This window comes from Streptomyces similanensis, from assembly GCF_039543625.1.
Taxonomy (GTDB): domain Bacteria; phylum Actinomycetota; class Actinomycetes; order Streptomycetales; family Streptomycetaceae; genus Streptomyces; species Streptomyces similanensis.
The window spans coordinates 153719-169853 of record NZ_BAABKC010000049.1 but is presented as its reverse complement, the minus strand read 5'-3'; the positions used below and the strand labels follow the sequence as shown (position 1 = coordinate 169853).

The 16135-nt window shown below is 73.4% G+C and carries 12 protein-coding genes; 5 read left to right on the top strand and 7 right to left on the bottom strand.

Annotated elements, in window-relative coordinates; translation table 11 throughout:
- Positions 1 to 2: 2 nt before the first annotated feature.
- From ABEB07_RS18060 to ABEB07_RS18050, 4 genes are all read right to left on the bottom strand, one after another.
- On the bottom strand, positions 3 to 947 hold the full coding sequence (locus tag ABEB07_RS18060) for an ABC transporter permease (RefSeq protein ID WP_345669273.1): 945 nt from the start codon (positions 945 to 947) through the stop codon (positions 3 to 5).
- A gap of 1 nt (position 948) precedes the next feature.
- Complete coding sequence (locus ABEB07_RS18055; protein WP_345669272.1) at positions 949 to 2541, bottom strand: ABC transporter substrate-binding protein; 1593 nt, start codon at positions 2539 to 2541, stop codon at positions 949 to 951.
- Positions 2542 to 2817: 276 nt separating this feature from the next.
- Positions 2818 to 2901, bottom strand: coding sequence for a putative leader peptide (locus ABEB07_RS39215; RefSeq protein WP_425589036.1), 84 nt, complete (start codon positions 2899 to 2901; stop codon positions 2818 to 2820).
- A 63-nt stretch (positions 2902 to 2964) separates the two neighbouring features.
- Positions 2965 to 4194 carry an ROK family transcriptional regulator gene (locus ABEB07_RS18050; protein ID WP_345669271.1) on the bottom strand — a complete coding sequence of 410 codons (1230 nt, stop codon included), beginning with the start codon at positions 4192 to 4194 and terminating at the stop codon, positions 2965 to 2967.
- Positions 4195 to 4729: 535 nt separating this feature from the next.
- On the opposite strand from ABEB07_RS18050, the gene ABEB07_RS18045 reads away from it, so the two are divergent.
- Together ABEB07_RS18045 and ABEB07_RS18040 are read left to right on the top strand one after the other, a co-directional pair.
- Positions 4730 to 5683 (top strand): TauD/TfdA dioxygenase family protein, encoded by a 954-nt coding sequence (locus tag ABEB07_RS18045; protein ID WP_176147753.1) that lies wholly within the window; start codon positions 4730 to 4732, stop codon positions 5681 to 5683.
- Positions 5680 to 7101, top strand: coding sequence for a sulfatase-like hydrolase/transferase (locus tag ABEB07_RS18040; protein ID WP_345669270.1), 1422 nt, complete (start codon positions 5680 to 5682; stop codon positions 7099 to 7101). The genes ABEB07_RS18045 and ABEB07_RS18040 overlap by 4 nt, the downstream gene beginning before the upstream one ends.
- Before the next feature lie 72 nt (positions 7102 to 7173).
- Here the strand turns inward: ABEB07_RS18040 and ABEB07_RS18035 are convergent, their stop codons facing one another.
- Positions 7174 to 8841: a bifunctional aspartate transaminase/aspartate 4-decarboxylase gene (locus tag ABEB07_RS18035; protein WP_345669268.1), complete on the bottom strand. Its 1668-nt coding sequence runs from the start codon at positions 8839 to 8841 to the stop codon at positions 7174 to 7176.
- 40 nt (positions 8842 to 8881) lie between these two features.
- Positions 8882 to 10564 (bottom strand): aspartate-alanine antiporter, encoded by a 1683-nt coding sequence (aspT, locus tag ABEB07_RS18030; protein ID WP_345669267.1) that lies wholly within the window; start codon positions 10562 to 10564, stop codon positions 8882 to 8884.
- Positions 10565 to 11156: 592 nt separating this feature from the next.
- Between aspT and ABEB07_RS18025 the strand changes: the two genes are divergently transcribed.
- Genes ABEB07_RS18025 through ABEB07_RS18015 form a run of 3 tightly spaced genes read left to right on the top strand, consistent with a single transcriptional unit; the run spans position 11157 to position 15844 of the window.
- The gene (locus ABEB07_RS18025) at positions 11157 to 12851 is read left to right on the top strand and encodes an ABC transporter ATP-binding protein (RefSeq protein WP_425589035.1); all 1695 of its coding nucleotides are present in this window, start codon (positions 11157 to 11159) and stop codon (positions 12849 to 12851) included.
- Positions 12848 to 14716 (top strand): ABC transporter ATP-binding protein, encoded by a 1869-nt coding sequence (locus tag ABEB07_RS18020; RefSeq protein ID WP_345669265.1) that lies wholly within the window; start codon positions 12848 to 12850, stop codon positions 14714 to 14716. Before ABEB07_RS18025 ends, ABEB07_RS18020 begins: the two co-directional genes overlap by 4 nt.
- A gap of 57 nt (positions 14717 to 14773) precedes the next feature.
- A complete protein-coding gene (locus tag ABEB07_RS18015; RefSeq protein ID WP_345669264.1) occupies positions 14774 to 15844 on the top strand; it encodes an iron-siderophore ABC transporter substrate-binding protein in 1071 nt (356 codons plus the stop codon).
- Positions 15845 to 15915: 71 nt separating this feature from the next.
- Here ABEB07_RS18015 and ABEB07_RS18010 read toward each other — a convergent pair whose 3' ends face one another.
- Positions 15916 to 16119: an MbtH family protein gene (locus ABEB07_RS18010; protein WP_176147758.1), complete on the bottom strand. Its 204-nt coding sequence runs from the start codon at positions 16117 to 16119 to the stop codon at positions 15916 to 15918.
- Positions 16120 to 16135 lie beyond the last annotated feature (16 nt).

The following is a 16135-nucleotide window of genomic DNA, read 5'->3' as shown; positions in this document are numbered from 1 at the left end:
GGTCACTCCCACCTGATCCGGGGGTCGAGCCAGGCGTAGACGAGGTCGGTGATCAGCTGGACGACGACGAAGACGGTGACGAGCAGCAGGAGCAGGTCCTGTACGACCGGGTAGTCCCGGCGGGTGAGGGCCTGTTCGGCGAGCTGGCCGAGGCCGGGCCAGGCGAAGATGGCCTCGACGAGCACGGCGCCGCCCAGCAGGTGGCCGGTCTGCATGCCGAGCAGGGTGACGGCCGGCGGCAGCGCGTTGGGCAGGGCGTGGCGCCACAGCAGCCGGCGGGGGTGGACGCCGGCCGCGGTGGCCGTGCGGACGTAGTCCTCGGCCAGGGCGCGTTCGATGCCGTCCTTGAGGTAGCGGCCGAGGACGGCGGCGCTGGGCAGGGCGAGGCAGAGGGCGGGCAGCAGCAGGTACTGCACGGCGAGGTCGGGGGCGGTGAGCAGGGAGACGTGTCCGCCGGGCGGCAGGACCTTCAGCAGCACCGCGAACAGCAGGACGAGCAGGACTCCGGTCACGAACGGCGGGACGGCGAGCGCGCCGGTGGTCAGGGCGCGGACCGCGGCGCGCACCCAGCCGCGGCGCGCGGTGGCGCCGAGCACGCCGAAGGCGGTGCCGAGGGCGATCACGAACAGCAGGGCGGCCGCGGTGAGTTCGACGGTGGCGCCGAGGCCGTCGGAGATGAGGTCGGCGCTCTGGCCGCCGATGGCGTAGGAGGGTCCGAGGTCGCCGGTGAGCAGGCCGCCGATCCAGTGCAGGTACTGGGAGGGCAACGAGTCGTCCAGGCCGAGGCGTTCGCGGATGGCGGCGACGGTCTCGGGGCCGGCGTCCGGTCCGGCCAGGGAGGTGGCGGGGTCGCCGGGCACCAGCCTGAGCACGGCGAAGATCACCAGGGAGGCGACGAAGAGGATGAGGAGGGCGGAGGGCAGCCGCCGCAGGAAGTGGCCGCGCATGTCAGCCCGCCAGGTAGGCGTGGTCGAGGTCGAGGTAGGAGAACTTGTTCAGGGTGACCCCGTGCAGTCTCCTCGCGGCGATCTGGACGTTGCCGCGGATCACGAGGTCGATGATGAACGCCTCGTCCAGCAGGATGTCGGAGATCTCCTGGCGCAGCCGGCCCGCGGCGGCGCCGGTGGCCGGGCTGGTCCACGCCTGCTGGACGACCCGGGTGTACTCGGCGGAGTGGAACTTCGAGGTGTTCCTGGCCTCGTTGAAGGGGTAGGCGCTGACGGCCAGGGTGGAGGGCTGGACCTGGGCGAAGCCGTGGCTCATGGTCCACAGGGCCGGCATCTTCTGGGAGATGAGGTTCTTCTGCGCGGTGGCCGGGTCGGTGGGCTGGAGGGTGACGTGGACGCCGGCCTGCTTGAGGTCGTACTGGAGGGACTCGGCGACGGCGGTGTCCCCGGGCAGGGCGAGGTGCAGCAGCGGGAGGTCGAGCCGGGTGTGACCGGCGGATTTGAGCAACTGCCGCGCCTTGGCGGGGTCGTGGGTGTAGTGGGTGCGGCCGGTCTCGGTGAAGGCGGGCGAGGACTTCGGCCAGGGCGCCGCGGAGGCGAGGCCGTAGCCGCCGAGCGACTGGGCGAGCAGGCGGTCGCGGTCGACGGCGTAGGCGAGGGCCTGGCGGACCGTCCTGTCGTTGAGCGGGGCGATCGTGGTGTTGACGCCGAGGTAGGTGGCTCCGGCGCCCGTGTCGTAGGGGGTGATGGTCAGGTCGGGGTGGTCCTTGAGGACGGCGAGGTTGCGGCCGGGCACCTGGAAGGACAGCTGGGACTGGCCGGTGCGCAGCGAGGAGACGAGGGCGTCGGCCTGGGAGACGACGCGGAACTCGACGGCGTCGAGGTAGGGGCGGTCCTTGAGCCAGTAGGCGTCGTTGCGTACGAAGCTCAGTCCCGAACCGGGGCTCCACTTGGTGAGTTTGAAGGGTCCGGTGCCGTTGAGCCTGGTTCCCTTGAGGGCTTCCTCGACGGAGTTCCGGTCGGTGATGATCATGAATTCGAAGAGGTCGAACAGGTTGTTGACGCGGTGGGCCAGTCTGAGGACCAGCTCGTGGTCGCCGCGCTTGTCGAATCCGGTGATCACGGCCGCCGTCGAGCGCAACTGGGCGGCGCGGGCGGGGTTCTGGAGGTTCTTCACGGCGAAGATGACGTCGTCCGCCGTGAACGGGCGGCCGTCGTGGAAGGTCACGTCCGACCGCAGACGCAGGGTGATGCTGCGGCCGTCCGCGGCGTAGTCCCAGGAGGTGGCCAGTTCGGGGTGGGGGGTGAGCCGGTCGTCGTAGCGGGTCAGCGTGTTGTAGATCAGCCGGTGCTGGTAGGACTGGCTGCTCTGCGCGAACAGCAGGCTCGGGGTGAAGTCGCTGTTGATCGCGACGCTCACGGTGCCGCCGCGCCGTGGCCCGGCGGGGCCCTCCTGCCCGGCGGAGCCGGTCTCGGAGACGGCCGAGCGGCAGCCCGCCAGCCCGAACCCGAGGAGCAGGGCGCCGCCGCCGGCGGACCTGAGGGCGCTGCGCCGGGAGAGCCGCCCGGGCATGGAAGGGTACAACTCGGTCATCAAATGCCTGCCTGTGACAGATCGGAGAGGGAAGGGGCGCCGGTGAGCACCCGCGCGCCGGCCGGCGGCGGATTCGTTCCGCTGCGAGAGCAATGGCGCGAGGAATCGAGCCCGCGTCTCGGTGCCCCGAGGCGTCAGCCGACGGGTGTCACCGGACGAAGGCGTGTACCGGAGGAGGAACCGGCGATCCCGCGGGAGTCAGGGGAGCCGGAGGGAACGGAGAGGGGCGCGCCGGGGCGTCAGCCGGCGGGCAGCGCCCGGGCCCGACCGCGGTGATCAGAGGCGGACGGCACAGACCGCGCTGGCCTGTCGACACAGGTCGACGTGCCTGCGGGAGACGAGGCGCTTGTCCGGATTCACGGCGCCAATATGACAGTGATGTCGTGCGCTGGTCAACGACAGCGTCCGGGGAATGAGATCGGATCAGCCCTCCCGGCCGCCGTCGCGGATCTCCCGCATGGTCTGCAAAGGCGCTCTGAACAGGGGGTTCAGCAGCACGGTGCCGGCCGCGACGGGGAGGGTGGCCGGTCCGGCATGCGGACTGACGATGCGTTCGGGGTCGTCGCAGACGTGTGACAGGTCGATCGCCGCGCCCCGGATCTCCTCCAGATAGCCCGCGTCCAGGACGCTGGCGTGCTCGGTGACGACCACCAGGTCCGGGTTGAGGACATCGAGCAGCAGGGCCACCGCCCGGCCCACCGCACGGGCCCGCTCGCGCAGCAGCCGGTCGGCGCGGCGGTCGCCCGCGGCGGCCGCGTCCACGACCAGGAAGACGTCGGCCTCCGGCACGATGCCGCGGCGTACCGCGGTCGCCGCGACGGCCGTGTTGGAGGCGGTCGCCTCCAGGCAGCCCGAACGGCCGCACGGGCAGGGCGCGGTGGAGTCGGGTACGGGCAGGTGGGCGACGTCGCCGGCCGCCGAGCCGGGCCCCTGGTGCACCACGCCCGCCACCCCCACGGCGGCGTCCACGACGTTGCCCACGAAGAGGTGGACCAGGCTCCGCCGGGCGGCGCTCCGGCCGAAGAGGATCTCCGACTGGGCGACGGCGCGCGCGTGGTTGTCGATCCGCACCGGCAGGCCGCCGAGCGCGTCGGTGAGTTCGGCGGCGAGCGGCCGTCGCCGCCAGCCGAGCGCGTCGTGCCGGACCACCGTGCCGGTCCCCGGATCGATCCAGCCGCCGAGGGCCGCACCCACCCCCAACAGGGGTCTGCCCGCCACGTGTTCGGCGAGGAAGGCGCGCAGCTCGGCGGTGACGAGGGCCGGCAGGCGGTCGCGGGCCAGTCCGTCGTGCCGGACGAGCCGCCGGGCCAGCACCCTTCCGCGCAGATCGACCAGGCCCAGCGTCGAGGCGGGCACGCCGAGGTGCACTCCGCCGGCCACGGGACCGGCGACCGCGCCGAGGTCGAGGTCCACCGGGATCTGCGGGCGGCCCACTCCCCCGCCCTCGGCGAGCTGGGGCAGCTCGCGCAGCAGGCCCAGCGCCGAGAGGTCGGTGGCCTGCCGCGACACGGCGGCCGGGCTCAGTCCGGAGAGCCGGGCGACGGCGCTGCGGGCGACGGGGCCGTGGTCGAGGACGGTCCGCAGCACCAGGGCGGCGTTGGCGTCGCGCCGGCCGTCACCGACCATCCGCGACGTGTGGGGGGCGGACGTCATCGACGCCTCCTTCGACATTGCGGGGACATGAATTCCCGGACGCGGCTCACGCGCCGGTCCGCTGCCGGTCACACGCCCGCTCTCCGTCCACGTTCGCGCTGTTCACAGCGGGTACGCGAGGGGAGCGCCGGGGTGTGCCCAGGCGCAGATTGAACCACCGCCGGGCGCCGGCCGGGCAGCATGGCCGTCCTTGACGGACCGCACGGCGGCTGCCAATGTCCACAGACATGTTCGCCACGGCCGCTTCCGGGCCGCGGCCCGGCGCGGCGGCACGGAACACCGTGCCGGCACTCTGTACGACCCGCTGCCCGGCCGCCGCCGACGCCTGACCCGCAGGACCGCGGGGGCACGTCCGCCCGCACCGGCCTTTCCCGGCCTTCCTGTTCGTGACGGTCCGCGCACCACGACGCACACCCGCGCCCTGGTTTCTTCCGCTCCGGAAGCAACCCCGCCGGCCGGCCTCCCCGCCCGCCCTCTCCCGGCCCGCCTCTCCGGCGTACTGAGCCGTACGGAGACCCACCGAAAGGACTCCCCCGTGTCCACCACCGCCCCCTCGCCCGCCACCCTCACCGTGACCAAGCTCGGCGGCCGCCTCGGCGCGCTCGTCTCCGGCGTCCGCCTCGGCGGCGATCTCGCCCCGGAGACCGTCGCCGCGATACGCGCCGCCCTGCTCGCCCACAAGGTGGTGTTCTTCCGCGGCCAGGACCACCTGGACGAGGACCGGCACGAGGCGTTCGGCCGGCTGCTCGGCACCCCGGTCGCCCACCCCACCGTCCCCTCGGCCGACGGCCGTTACTCCCTGCCCATCGACTCCGACCAGGGCGGCCGCGCCAACCAGTGGCACACCGACGTCACCTTCGTCCCCGCCTATCCGGCGTTCTCGATCCTGCGCGCCTCCGTCATCCCGCCCTACGGCGGAAACACCCTGTGGGCCAACACCGCCACCGCCTACGCCAACCTGCCCGCGCCGCTGCGCCGGCTGGCCGACGAACTGCGCGCCGTGCACTCCAACGACTACGACTACGCGGCCCTGCGCCCCGGCGCGCTGCCCGAGCAACTGGTGCGCTACCGGGAGGTGTTCGCCTCGACGAAGTTCCTCACCGAGCACCCCGTCGTGCGCGTCCACCCGGAGACCGGTGAGCGGGTCCTGCTGCTGGGCGGCTTCGTCCAGCGCATCGCCGGGCTGACCGCGTCCGACTCCCGCACCCTGGTCCAGCTCCTCCAGTCGCACATCGAGCGGCCGGAGAACACCTTCCGCTGGCAGTGGCAGGTCGGCGACGTCGCCATCTGGGACAACCGCGCCACCCAGCACTACGGTGTGGACGACTCCGACGACCACGACCGCAAGCTGCGCCGGGTCACCATCGACGGGGACGTTCCGGTGGGCGTCGACGGGCGGCCCTCCGTGCTGCTCGCCCCCGAGTCGGTGCCCGAGCCGTCGTTCGGCCCCGCGTCGGGCGCCTCGACGCGGGAGGCCGCCGCCGTATGACCGCCGCCCGCAGGCCCCAGGTGATCGTGGTCCTCACCGACCAGCAGCGCTGGGACACCGCGGGGGTGCACGGCAACCGGGCGGGGGTGACCCCGGAGTTCGACCGGCTGGCCCGCGAGGGCACGCTCGTCGAGCACGCGATCACCCCCAACCCGGTGTGCGCGCCGGCCCGCGCCGCCCTGCAGACGGGCCGGTACCCCACCGCCACCGGGGTGTTCCGCAACGGGCTGCCGCTGCCCGCCGGCATCCCCACGCTCGCCGACGTGTTCGCCGCCGCCGGGTACGCGACGGGCTACATCGGCAAGTGGCACCTGGCGGGCGAGGACGGCCCCGACGGGCCGGTGCCCCGCGAGCGGCGCGGCGGCTACCGCACGTGGCTCGCCTCCGACCGGCTGGAGTTCACCTCGGACGCCTACCGCACCGTGGTGCACGACGAGGCGGGCGAGGCGGTGCGGCTGCCGGGCTACCGCTCGGACGCCCTGATCGACGCGGCGATCCGGTTCGTCGCCGACCACCACGACCGGCCGTTCCTGCTCTTCCTCTCCCTGCTCGAACCCCACCACCAGAACCCCGCGGACGACTACCCGGCGCCCCGCGGCTACCGGGAGCGCTACGAGGGCCGCTGGACGCCTCCCGATCTCGCCGCGCTCGCGCCGGGCGCGCCGCACGGCGGCCCGCACCGCCACCTCGGCGGCTATCTGGGGCAGATCAAACGGGTGGACGAGGGGGTGGGCCGGCTGCGCGACGCGCTGCGCGGCCTGGGTGTCGAGGACGACACCGTGCTGGCCTGGACGGCCGACCACGGGTCGCACTTCCGCACCCGCAACGGCGAGTACAAGCGCTCGGCGCACGAGGCCTCCGTACGCGTCCCGTTCGCGCTGACGGGCGCCGCCTTCCGCGGGGGCGGTCTGATACGGCGGCCGGTGAGCACGCTCGACCTGATGCCGACGCTGGTCGACGCCGCCGGCCTCACCGTGCCGGAGGGCGTGCACGGCCGGTCCCTGCTGCCGCTGCTCGGCGGCGGCCGTGATCCGGGGCGCGCGGCGTCGGTGTTCGTCCAGATCAGCGAGGACCACATCGGCCGCGCGGTGCGCACCGCGCGCTGGAAGTACGCGGTGACGGCCGCCCGCCCGGACGCGGACCCGTGGCGGGAGCCGGCCGCGGACCGCTACCGGGAGACGGAGCTGTACGACCTCGACGCCGACCCGTACGAGCTGGACAACCTGATCGGGCTGGACGCCTACCGCCGCGTCGCCGACGAACTGCGCGGGGAACTGGCCGGGTGGCTGGCGCGGGTGGAGGGCGCCCAGCCCGCGATCGAGGCGGCGGCCGTGCGCACGCGCGCCCAGCGCAGCCCGGACTCCCTGCCCGGCACGGTGCCCTGGGAGGGGGTGCGCTTCGGTCATCAGCGGCCCTGACCACCGCGCGGGCGGCGGACCGCCGACGCCGCGGCATCGTCACGTCGCGGCATGGTCTCCCGAAGGGCCGTGTCACGTTCCCGTCGTGTCCGGCCCGCTCCGGCGCCATTCGGTGACGTAGCTGTCGAAGATGTGCCGCAGGTGGTGGCCGATCCGCAGGTAGTCGAGGTCGTCGAGGTTGGCGAGGGAGACGCGCACCGACCATTCGGGGCCGTCGAAACCACCGCCGTTCAGGAGGACGACGCCGGTCTTCTCGGCCAGGCGCAGCAGCGGGTCGATGGGCTCGTAGGCGGTGGTGAGGAAGTGCGCGAAGTCGGGGCCGTGTTCGCGTTCGGCCTCGGCGAGCAGGTCGAGTTCGACGTAGTAGCTCGCGCGTCCGGGATCGTGCGCGATCTTCATGCGGGCGCCTTCGAGGAGCAGGGCGAGGCGCCGGCGGACGATGCCGCGGACGCGGTGCTTGTACTCCCGGCCCTCCTCCAGCAGGCCGAAGAGGGAGAACAGCACCATCATGACCTGCTGGGGCAGGGACAGGCCGGCGGTGTGGTTGAGCGCCACCTGGCGGGAGTCGGCGACCATGCGGTCGATGAACCGCATTTTCGCCGGTTCCAGCGTCAGGGTGCCGTAGCGCCGGTCCAGGCGGTCCTTCTCCGCCTGGGGCAGAGCGGCGATCATGTCGTCGACGACGTTGTCGTCGTGCAGCCCGATCACACCGAGCCGCCAGCCGGTGGCGCCGAAGTGCTTGGAGTAGGAGTACACCAGCAGGGTGTTGCGCGGCAGTTCGGCGGCCAGGGAGCGGAAGCCCTCCACAAAGGTGCCGTAGACGTCGTCGGTGACGACGATCAGGCGGGGGTTCCTGGTCCGGACGATGTCCTTGATCTGCCGGGTGACGCGGTCGCTGAGGGCGAGGGAGGGCGGGTTGGACGGGTTGACGAGGCACACCAGCTTGATGGCGGGATCCTCCAGCTTGGCGACCTCCTCGGGCGGGTAGCGCCACTCGCGTACGCCCGCCTCGGCGAACCTGCTCGCCTCGACGTAGGTGACGTCGAAGCCGTAGGTGTCGAGTTCGGGGATCTCGATGTACGGGGTGAAGACCGGCACCATCAGGGCGATGCGGTCGCCCCGGTGCAGCAGTCCGTTCTTCGCCAGGGAGTCGAAGACGTAGCACATGGCGGCGGTGCCGCCCTCGGTGGCGAACAGGCTCAGGCGGTCGCCGGGCGGCGGGTCGCCCGCGAACAGTTCGTCGGCCAGGTAGGCGCGGACGATCTCCTCGGCGTGCGGCAGCATGCGGTCGGGGACCGGGTAGTTGTCGGCCGTGACGGAGTCGGCCAGTTCGTGGACGAAGGAGTCCTTGTCGAAGCCGAAGCGCTCCAGGGCGTAGGACACGCAGGTGGCGAGGAGTCCGATGCCGGGCATACCCGGGTGCTGGGCGACGAAGGCGTCGAAGCGGTCCCCGGCGCGGTGTTTCTCGGGCATGCCGCCGAGGTTGTCGGCCGTCCACACCCGCTTGGACTCGGCGAGGGCGAAACACCCGAGGGCGTGGAATGCCTCGCGCGGCCCGGTCGCCACCCAGTTGGGGTTGCCGCGGCCGGCGTTGAGCATCTGGACCTGCGACTTGTCCTGCTGGCCGGGCCGCTCCCGCTGGGCGTGCTCGGCCAGGGAGATGAACAGGTTCTTCAGCTCGAACGGGGAGAGCCGCGCGTAGGCCTGGATCTGCTCGCGGGACAGGCTCGCCTCGGTCATGGGGCCTCCAGGTGTGCGGGCGCGGGCGCGCCGGCCGGCGTCAGGCTCCGAGGACGCCGACCAGGAGCGGGCCGGTCAGCGGGAGCAGGAAGTTGGAGAGGGTGTAGGTGATGGTGTAGCCGAGCATGGGGACGGAGCTGCGGGCGACCTGGGTGATGGAGGTGATGGCCGGGGTGGAGCACTGCTGGCCCGCGATGGCGCCGATCAGCAGGGGTTTCTCGATGTTCAGCAGCTTGCGGCCGATGATCAGCGAGACGGTCGCGGGCACGAGCACCATGGCGATTCCCGCGATCGGCAGCAGCGCGCCGTACTGCTTCAGCAGCGGCAGCGCCTGCGGTCCGGAGGTGAGTCCGGTGCAGGCGATGAAGACGGCGAGACCCATGTCCTTCAGCGTGGTCGCGGCCTGCGGCGGGAAGGCGCCGAAGGTCTGGCGGCGGGAGCGGAACCAGCCGAAGAGCAGGCCGGAGACGAGGCAGCCGCCGCCGGTGCCCAGCGACAGCGGGACCGCGCCGAAGCGGACGACGACCTGGCCGAGCAGCGAGCCGGCCGCGATGCCGAGGCCGATGTAGACGAAGTCGGTGGTGTCGTTCTTGACGACGGCGCCGAGTTTCGCCGTGACCCGGCTCAGCCCGGCGCGGGCGCCGACCAGGGTCAGTACGTCGCCTCGATGCACGGCGGTGTCGGCGGAGGCGGGCAGGCGCAGGTCGCCGCGCACCACCTCGGTGACGTAGACGCCGTCGCGGGAGAACTCCGGGTGGTCGCGCCGCAGTTCGCCCAGGGTGCGGCCGTCGGTGGCCTTCTCGGTGACGGCGACCTGGCCGGTGGCCAGGTGGGTGTCCAGATCGGGCAGGCCCGCGGTCTCCGGGCCGGTGACACGGCCCGCCTCGATCATGTCGGCGCGCCGGCCGACCAGCAGGACGAGGTCGGACAGGGTCAGCTCGAAGCCGGGCGGGGGCGCGGGGACGACCTTGCTGCCGCGTTTGACCGACTCCACGGTGACGAGGCCGTCGAGCTGCCGCTCCAGGGACTCGACGGTGCGGCCGTCGGCGTGGGTGACGAAGAAGGTGCGGCCGACCAGTACGGGCAGCGCCTCCCGCTCGTCCGCCTCCAGTCCCCCACCGCCGCCGCGCATCCGCTCCCACAGGTCGCGGGAGGCGTCGGCGAGATTGATCCGCATCAGCATCGGCATGAGCTGACTGGTGTAGATCACGATGGTGATCAGGCCGAACAGGTAGCAGACGGTGTAGGCGGTGGCCACATGGCCCTGGTACTGGCTCACCTGCGCCGGGGTCAGTCCGCCGAGCTTGGCGATCGACTCGGTCGCGGTGCCGACGACGGCGGACTCGGTGGCGGCCCCGGCCAGGATGCCGGAGGCGGTGCCCACGTCCAGGTCGAAGGCTGCGGCCAGCCCGAACGCGATGCCCAGCACGCACACCAGCTCGATCAGGCAGAGGCAGAAGAAGCGCAGGCTGCGGCGGTTGAGGTGAGCGAAGAACTGCGGCCCCGCCAGGTAGCCGAGGGCGAAGATGAAGATCGCGAAAAAGACGGTCTTCACGTCGTCCGAGACGGTCACCTTCGCCCAGGCGCCCAGGAGCAGGGACACGATCAGTGTGCCGCAGATGCCGCCCAGGGTGATCGGGCCGACGCGCAGCTTGCCGAGGAGGTAGCCGACGGCGAGGCACAGGAACAGCGCGAGTTCCGGGTGGTCGCGGAGCACGCCCATACACTCACCCGCCGCATCTGTGGGGGAAGGTACCGATCGGACAGGGCAGCCGGATCCGTACACATGCCGAGCAGCAACCTAACCTCGCGCGGGCGGCGCCGCGCGGCCGGACAGCCAACCGGGTGGGGTGCGCTCCGCGGGCGGGCGGGTGGGGTGCGCGCTCCGGCCGGCTGGGTGGGGTGCCTCCTCGGCCGCCTGGGCTGGGGCCTTCGTGGCTGGCCGGGCCCGGCGGGACACGGTGTCGCGCGGTGGGACATGTCGTCGTACGGTCGCCGACGGTCCGGGAGCCGGTGGGCCGCCGCGGGGCGGAACCGTTCCGGCCGGGGCGGGTGGCTGGCGAGCCCGGTGGCCTGGGATGAGGCGGAAGGCCGGCCGGCGTGGTGGACGGGAACCGAACCGCCGTCCGGCGTATTGGCCGAGAACCGGGCGGTCGGCCGGCACAGCGGCTGGGAGCGGGGCTCGGGAGCGGGCGGCGTTCGGCGTCGGTGGGGGCTCGGGGAAAGCGTGCCGGGGATTGACGTCCCCGCGTCTACTTAGACTAGCCTTCCCTAAGTTGACCGTTTCCGGAGGGTGGCCGGTGGGATCTGGGGAACTGTCGGGGCGGGACGTCCTGACGCGCTCGGTCAGGGGACAAGGACGGCGCGTCGCCGTGGGCGCGGTGCTCGGCTGTGTGCACCAGCTCGGGGAGGCGCTGGTACCCGTGCTGATCGGCGTCGTCGTCGATCAGGCGGTGGCCGGGCGGGACGCCGGGCGCCTGGCGCTCTGGCTGGCCGTCCTGGCCGTCCTGTACGTGTGCCTCTCGTGGAGCTTCCGGCTGGGCGCGCGGATCGGCGAGCGCGGCGCCGAGGAAGCCGCCCACACGCTGCGGCTGGCGCTCGTGCGCCGCGTCCTGGACCCCAGGGGCGGAGCCGAGGACGACCGGCTCGCCGGCGAGCTGGCCAATGTCGCCACCGAGGACGCCAAACGCGTCGGCGCGGTCAACATGGCGCTGATGAGCGGCGTCTGGGCCGTCGCGGGCCTCGCCGTGAGCGCCGTGGTACTGCTGCTGACGTCCGTGCCGCTCGGTCTGATCGTGCTGGTCGGCACTCCCGTACTGCTGTGGCTCGGGCATCTGCTGAGCAAGCCGCTGGAGCGGCGCAGCGAGGCCGAGCAGGACCGCGCGGCGGGCGCCGCGGGTGTCGCGGCCGACCTGGTGGCCGGGCTGCGGGTGCTCAAGGGGCTCGGCGCCCAGCAGGCGGCGGTGGAGCGCTACCGCCGTACCAGCAGGGTGTCCCTGGCCGCCACCCTGCGCGCGGCGCGGGCCGAGTCGTGGCAGACCGGGCTCGTCCTGGCCCTCACCGGCGTCTTCATCGCGCTGATCGCCTGGGTGGGCGGACGGCTGGCACTGGAAGGCTCGCTGTCCCTGGGGCAGTTGGTGACGGCGGTGGGTCTCGCGCTGTTCCTGCTGGGCCCGTTGGAGACGTTCGCCTGGGTCAACGCCGACCTGGCGCAGGGCCGCGCCTCCGCCGCCCGGATCGCCCGGGTGCTCGCCGCCGGGCCCGCCGTCGTCGGCGGCGACGAGCCGGTGCCGGCCGGTGTGCGCGGGGAGTTGCGGCTGCGCGGGGTCCGGATCGGCGGGCTGGACGGCGTGGACCTCGACGTGCCCGCCGGGCGGCTGACCGGGATCGCCGTGACCGATCCCGCCTGCGCCGAGGCGCTGCTCGGGTGCCTGGGCCGGGAGGTGGACCCGGAGTCCGGGTCGGTCGAGCTGGACGGTGTGCCGCTGACCCGGCTGGCGCCGGCCGAGCTGCGGGCCGCGGTGCTGGTCGCCGCGCACGACGCCGCCCTGTTCGAAGGCTCCTTGGCCGCGAACGTGAGGCCCGCGCAGGGGACGGCGGACGGCGGGCCGGACCCGCGGACCGCACGCGCCATGGCGGCCGCCGATGCCGACGAGGTCGCCCGCTCGCTGCCGCACGGCGCGGCCACGCAGGTGGGCGAAGGCGGGCGGTCGCTGTCCGGCGGGCAGCGCCAGCGCGTCCTGCTCGCCCGGGCGCTGCGCGCCGAACCGCCCGTCCTGGTCGTCCACGATCCGACGACGGCCGTGGACGCGGTCACCGAGGCCCGGATCGCCCAGGGCCTCAGGGAGATCAGACAGGGCCGTACGACGGTCGTGGTGACCAACAGCCCCGCGCTGCTCGCCGTCACCGACCGGGTCGTGTTCCTGGACGGCGGCCGGGTCGGCGCCGAGGGCACCCACGGCGAGCTGGCCCGTACGCACGCGACCTACCGCACGGCGGTGCTGGCATGAGCGTGACCGCCGCGCCGAACGGCTCCGAACGCGCCCTGCTGCCCATGGCCACGCCCGCCCGCACCCGGGCCGCGGTGCGCGAACTGCTGCGCCCGCACCGCGCCCTGGCGGTCGCCGGCTTCGGCACGATGATGCTGGCCACGGCCGTCGGGCTGCTCACCCAGCCGCTGCTCGGCCACATCGTGGACGCCGTCGCCGAGCACCGTTCCCCCGACGCGCTCACCTGGCCGGTCCTCGCGCTCGCCGGGGTGGCCCTGGTGCAGGGCCTGACGACCGCGCTGGGCATGTCCCTGGTGTCCCGGCTCGGCGAGACCGCCCTGGCCCGGCTGCGCGAACTGTTCGTGGCCCGCGCCCTGTCGCTGCCCCTGGAGCGGCTGGAGCGGGCCGGCTCGGGCGACCTGAACGCCCGGGTCACCCGCGATGTGTCCCGCGTCGCCGACGCCGTGCGCGGCGCACTGCCCGAACTGGCCCGCTCGGGGCTGTCGATCGTGCTGACGCTGGGCGCCCTCGCGCTGCTGGACTGGCGGTTCCTGCTGGCCGCGCTGGCCGCCGTACCCGTGCAGGCGCACACCGCCCGCTGGTACGTCCGCAACGCCGTCCCCCTGTACGCCAAGGAGCGGATCGCCGCCGGCGCCCAGCAGCAGCAACTGCTCGACACCATCGGCGGGGCGCGCACCGTGCGGGCCCACCGGCTCCAGGAGGGCCACACCCGGCAGGTCACCGAGCGTTCGCGGGCGGCGGTGGAGCTGACGATGCGCGGGGTGCGGCTGGTGCTGCGCTTCTACAGCAGACTGCACATCGCCGAATACGTGGGCCTGACCGCCGTCCTGGTCACCGGGTACTGGCTGGTGCGGTCCGGCTCCGCCTCGATCGGCACCGCGACCGCCGCCGCCCTGTACTTCCACAGCCTCTTCGGACCGGTCAACACCGCGCTCGTCCTGCTCGACGACGCCCAGTCGGCGACGGCGGGGCTGGCCCGGCTGGTCGGCGTGGTGGACGAGCCCGCGCCCTCGCCCGGCGACGGCGCCGGGGACCGCGCGGCCGCCGTGCCGGGCGCGCCCGCGGTGACGCTCACCGGCGTCTCGCACGCGTACGCGCCCGGCCGTCCGGTCCTGGACGGCGTCGATCTCCAGGTGCGGCCCAAGGAGCGCGTGGCGCTGGTCGGCACCACCGGCGCCGGCAAGACGACCCTGGCCAAACTGGTGGCGGGACTGCACCGCCCGACGGCCGGACGCGTCGACGTCGGCGGCACGGAACCCGACGGCTCCGGCCGCCTGGTGGGCCTGGTCACCCAGGAGGTGCACGTCTTCGCCGGACCGCTCGCCGACGACCTGCGGCTGGCCCGCCCGGACGCGGGCGACGACGAACTGCGGGAGGCGCTGGCCGCGGTGGGCGCGCTCGGCTGGGCGGAGCAGCTGCCGGACGGTCTGGACACGGTCGTGGGCGACGGCGGCCACCGGCTGACCGCCGACCGCGCGCAGCAACTCGCTCTCGCACGCGTGCTGTTGGCCGATCCGCCGGTCGTCGTGCTCGACGAGGCGACCGCGGAGGCGGGCAGTTCGGGCGCCCGGCTGCTGGACGAGGCCGCCGAGCGGGCGCTGCGCGGCCGTACGGCCCTGGTCGTGGCCCACCGGCTGAGCCAGGCCGCCGCGGCCGACCGGGTGGTCGTGCTGGACGGCGGCCGGGTGGTCGAGCAGGGCACGCACGACGAACTCCTCGCCGCCCGGGGCCGCTACGCCGCTCTGTGGCGCGCCTGGTCGGACAACCGCTCCGCCTCCCCCACCGGACTCACTGACCGCACCGGACTCACTGAACTCCCTGCACCCGCCGAGCCCGCCGCCGGCGGTTCCCCGGCCGCTCACTGAGCCGCCCCCTCCGAGCCGGCCCACCCGCACCGTCGACACGAACCGAAGGATCAACCGATGCCCCGCGCCACCAGAGTCTCCAGGCTCACCGGCCTGTTCGCCTCCGTACTGCTGCTGACGGCCACGGCGGTCGCCTGCGGCTCCTCGCGCTCCGACAGCGACTCGTCCTCCTCCGGTTCCTCGGGCTCGTCGGCGTCCGCCGGCGCGTTCCCCGTTACGATCGACCACAAGTTCGGCAGTACGACGGTCAAGTCCGAGCCCCGGCGGATCGTGACCGTCGGGCTCACCGACCAGGACGCCGTCCTCGCCCTCGGGAAGGTGCCCGTCGGCACGACCGAGTGGGTGGGCGGCTACCCGGGCGCGATCGGGCCGTGGGCGAAGGACAGGCTCGGCGGCGCGGCGGCGCCGACCGTGCTCAAGGACAGCGGCACCGGCCCGCAGGTGGAGAAGATCGCCGCGCTCAAGCCGGATCTGATCCTCGCCGTCTACTCGGGGCTCACCAAGGCCCAGTACGAGAGCCTGTCGAAGTTCGCGCCGGTGGTGGCCCAGCCCAAGCAGTACAACGACTTCGGCGTGCCGTGGCAGCAGCAGACCGAGGAGATCGGCAAGGCGCTCGGCAAGCCCGGCCAGGCCGAGCAGCTGGTGTCGGGGGTGGAGGCGAAGTTCGCCGCGGCGAAGAAGGCGCATCCGGAGTTCGCCGGGGCCACGTCGGTGATGGCGACGCCCTACGAGGGCACGTTCGTCTTCGGCAGCCAGGACCCGCGCTCCCGTCTCCTGTCCGACCTCGGCTTCGGGCTGCCGAAGGACCTCGACAAGGTGATCGGGGACGAGTTCGGCGCCAACATCAGCAAGGAGCGCCTCGACCTGCTCGACCAGAAGGTGGCCGTGTGGATCGTGCCGGACCTGACGGGCGCGGTGACCAAGCTGCACAATGACCGGATCTACGCCGACCTGAACGTGGTGAGGCAGGGCCGGGAGGTCTTCATCAAGGAGACCAGCGACTACGGCAACGCGGTGTCCCTGTCGACCGTGCTGAGCATCCCCTACGTGCTGGACCGCCTGGTGCCGCAGCTCGCCGCGGCGGTGGACGGCAAGCCCGCGACGAAGGTGGCGCAGCCCGCCTCCTGAGCGAGCGGCGGGAGGAACGCGGAGAGGGGCGGGCCCGGCGGGCGCGCCCCTCTCCGCTTCGTCGTGCCCTGTCAGGAGCCGTCGACCAGGCTCTTGGGGCGCATGTCCGTCCAGTTGGCCTCGACGTGGTCCAGGCATTCCTGGCGGGCCGCCGGACCGTGGACGGCCTTCCAGCCGGCCGGTACGTCCACGAAGTCGGGCCACAGGCTGTACTGGCCCTCGTCGTTGACGAGGACGGAGTAGAGGCCTTCGGGGTTCTCGAACGGGTTGCTCATGTCGGTGCGGTCCTTG